This window comes from Bathymodiolus heckerae thiotrophic gill symbiont (assembly GCF_900128515.1).
Lineage (GTDB): Bacteria > Pseudomonadota > Gammaproteobacteria > PS1 > Pseudothioglobaceae > Thioglobus_A.
This window is the reverse complement of record NZ_FQTP01000167.1, coordinates 1-1979: the sequence shown is the minus strand read 5'-3', so window position 1 is coordinate 1979 and position 1979 is coordinate 1. Positions and strand designations below refer to the sequence as shown.

The 1979-nt window shown below is 38.4% G+C and carries 1 pseudogene; it reads right to left on the bottom strand.

Annotated elements, in window-relative coordinates:
• A pseudogene (locus tag BTHERMOSOX_RS10700) lies at nt 1-854 on the bottom strand (ISNCY family transposase); the annotation flags it as partial.
• Between the last annotated feature and the right edge of the window lie 1125 nt (nt 855-1979).

Here is a 1979-nt window from a genome sequence, read left to right as displayed (position 1 = left end):
AATAAGACTTTAGGTAGCTTGTATTTGCCTATCAATAACTCATAACTTTGAGTGACTCGATTCAGGTATTTTTGAGCCAGATCAATATAAATCTGGTGTGCTTTGCAAATCAAATCGGCCTGAGCCATTTTTTTCTTTTCATCCTTCGAGGTGGAATGCCGTAATCGCTGGATACGCCGATATTGTTGTTTGAATTGAGCCAGGTTGTGTTTATGCTGACGCCAATCGGGAAGGTAATAGTCTTGGCGCCAGTGAACGCACTGACGGAATAAAACGCTCATGGCATCATAAAGCAAATTAATGTCCGTTGGAAAATGAACGTCTGTTTTTAAGACAAATGAATCGCAACGCCCCTGAATGGATGCACTGACATCTAAATTAAGCAATTGATAACCCGAACGAATGACTTCGGTGTTTATCCGATCCATGATGTCAGGTGTAAATAACTTTAGGTTATCTCTTAGAGTTTGTAAGCGATAATTCTTGTCATCAAAGATGCCGTGCCCCAACATCATTCTGAGGGTTCGGTGTTCGTTGGCGAGTTCCTGGAGACGATCAAAGTCAGCACCGAGCGCTAGCCGCAAGGTGCCCAATACAAAAATGGTCCACTGCTCCATTCCGGGGCGCCCTCTGTCTGGCGCTACGGAAACTGTTTCATCACTGCTTGTTTTATTCTTACGTGGAATAACTTCTTGGAGGATTTTGAAAACAGTTTCTTTCAAAGGTTTGCTTGTATAGATGTGTTGCAAGCCCAGCAGGATGAGTGGAATATCATCGCGCGATGTGACGTCAATGACGATGTTGGCAATATCGACTTGCCCGATTTCCAGTTGTGACGATATGATGTTTCTCATGGATCTGATGCGAAGTTTTAATGAACCGGGCTATTCTTGAGGGCTTAGTCTTTGCCAGTTCGGTTTGTAGAAATAAATACTTGTTAAATAACAATGACATAATGATTTTTTACGATAACCACCAAAAAGGGATGATCAGAATCTTCAATGCTATTATTGGGTGTTATTATACCATAATGGATTGATTTAAAAGAGTATTATTTATTTCGTGCAAGCACTAAATAGACGGATATTGTAAGTGTTACTTTAAGTGTTCTTGTGAATGTTTTTTATTGCTTATCGAGCTAAACAATTAACATGGCTATGTATGCGTTAGATGTTGGTGCCCTTATATAACTACATTTCACTTGTAAGTGCAGTTTGTAAAAACAACCGCTTACGTAATCACCAACACTTAATGCATACATAGCCATTAACATAATTAGAGAAAATACTTGTGCACATTATCTGTGGATAAGTCTGTGGATTAAGAGTAGCTCTAACACTTAGTATTGTTACCTTTTCGTTAAATTGTATAAAATTAATACAATCTTATTAATATTATTAAATTCAATATCTTATGTGTGTCAATAGGTAGAGAAAGGATTTTTTTTATCAATAAGTAGCCTATATCTGCTCGATTTAGCAATATAGTCACATTGTGGAGAGATTTATTTTTATGATTGCAGGGAGGGCTAATGAGCAGCAGAATATTTTTTATTAAAGGGTAGATTGATATCGCACAGTTAAGTATATTAATTAACATAGTTTAATTATTTTTTTCGGGTGCTCTCAGTAAATCTGGAAACATTGCCTGAGCATGAATTTTGCGGAAAATATGAGTATGAACGGCAAGCCGCAACTCGCAGGCTATAGCCGTAGTTCTTGGTAACAGCTATAACGCAGTATTTCGCACTTAGATTATTCACAAAGCCAGAAAGCGGATTTAACATGTCTCCGGCGGTGAGAGCGAAAGTAAACTAAAAGATAGTATTTTCAACTACTTATTTTATAGATCAGTAACTTCTCATTATCCACCGGCAGCGGCCGCACGGATAGCGTCTGATAAGGGTGGAATATCCCCTATACCCAGTAAGCGATCTTTCAAATAATCCCAAAATGATAGGCCATGCTTTCGACAGGTCT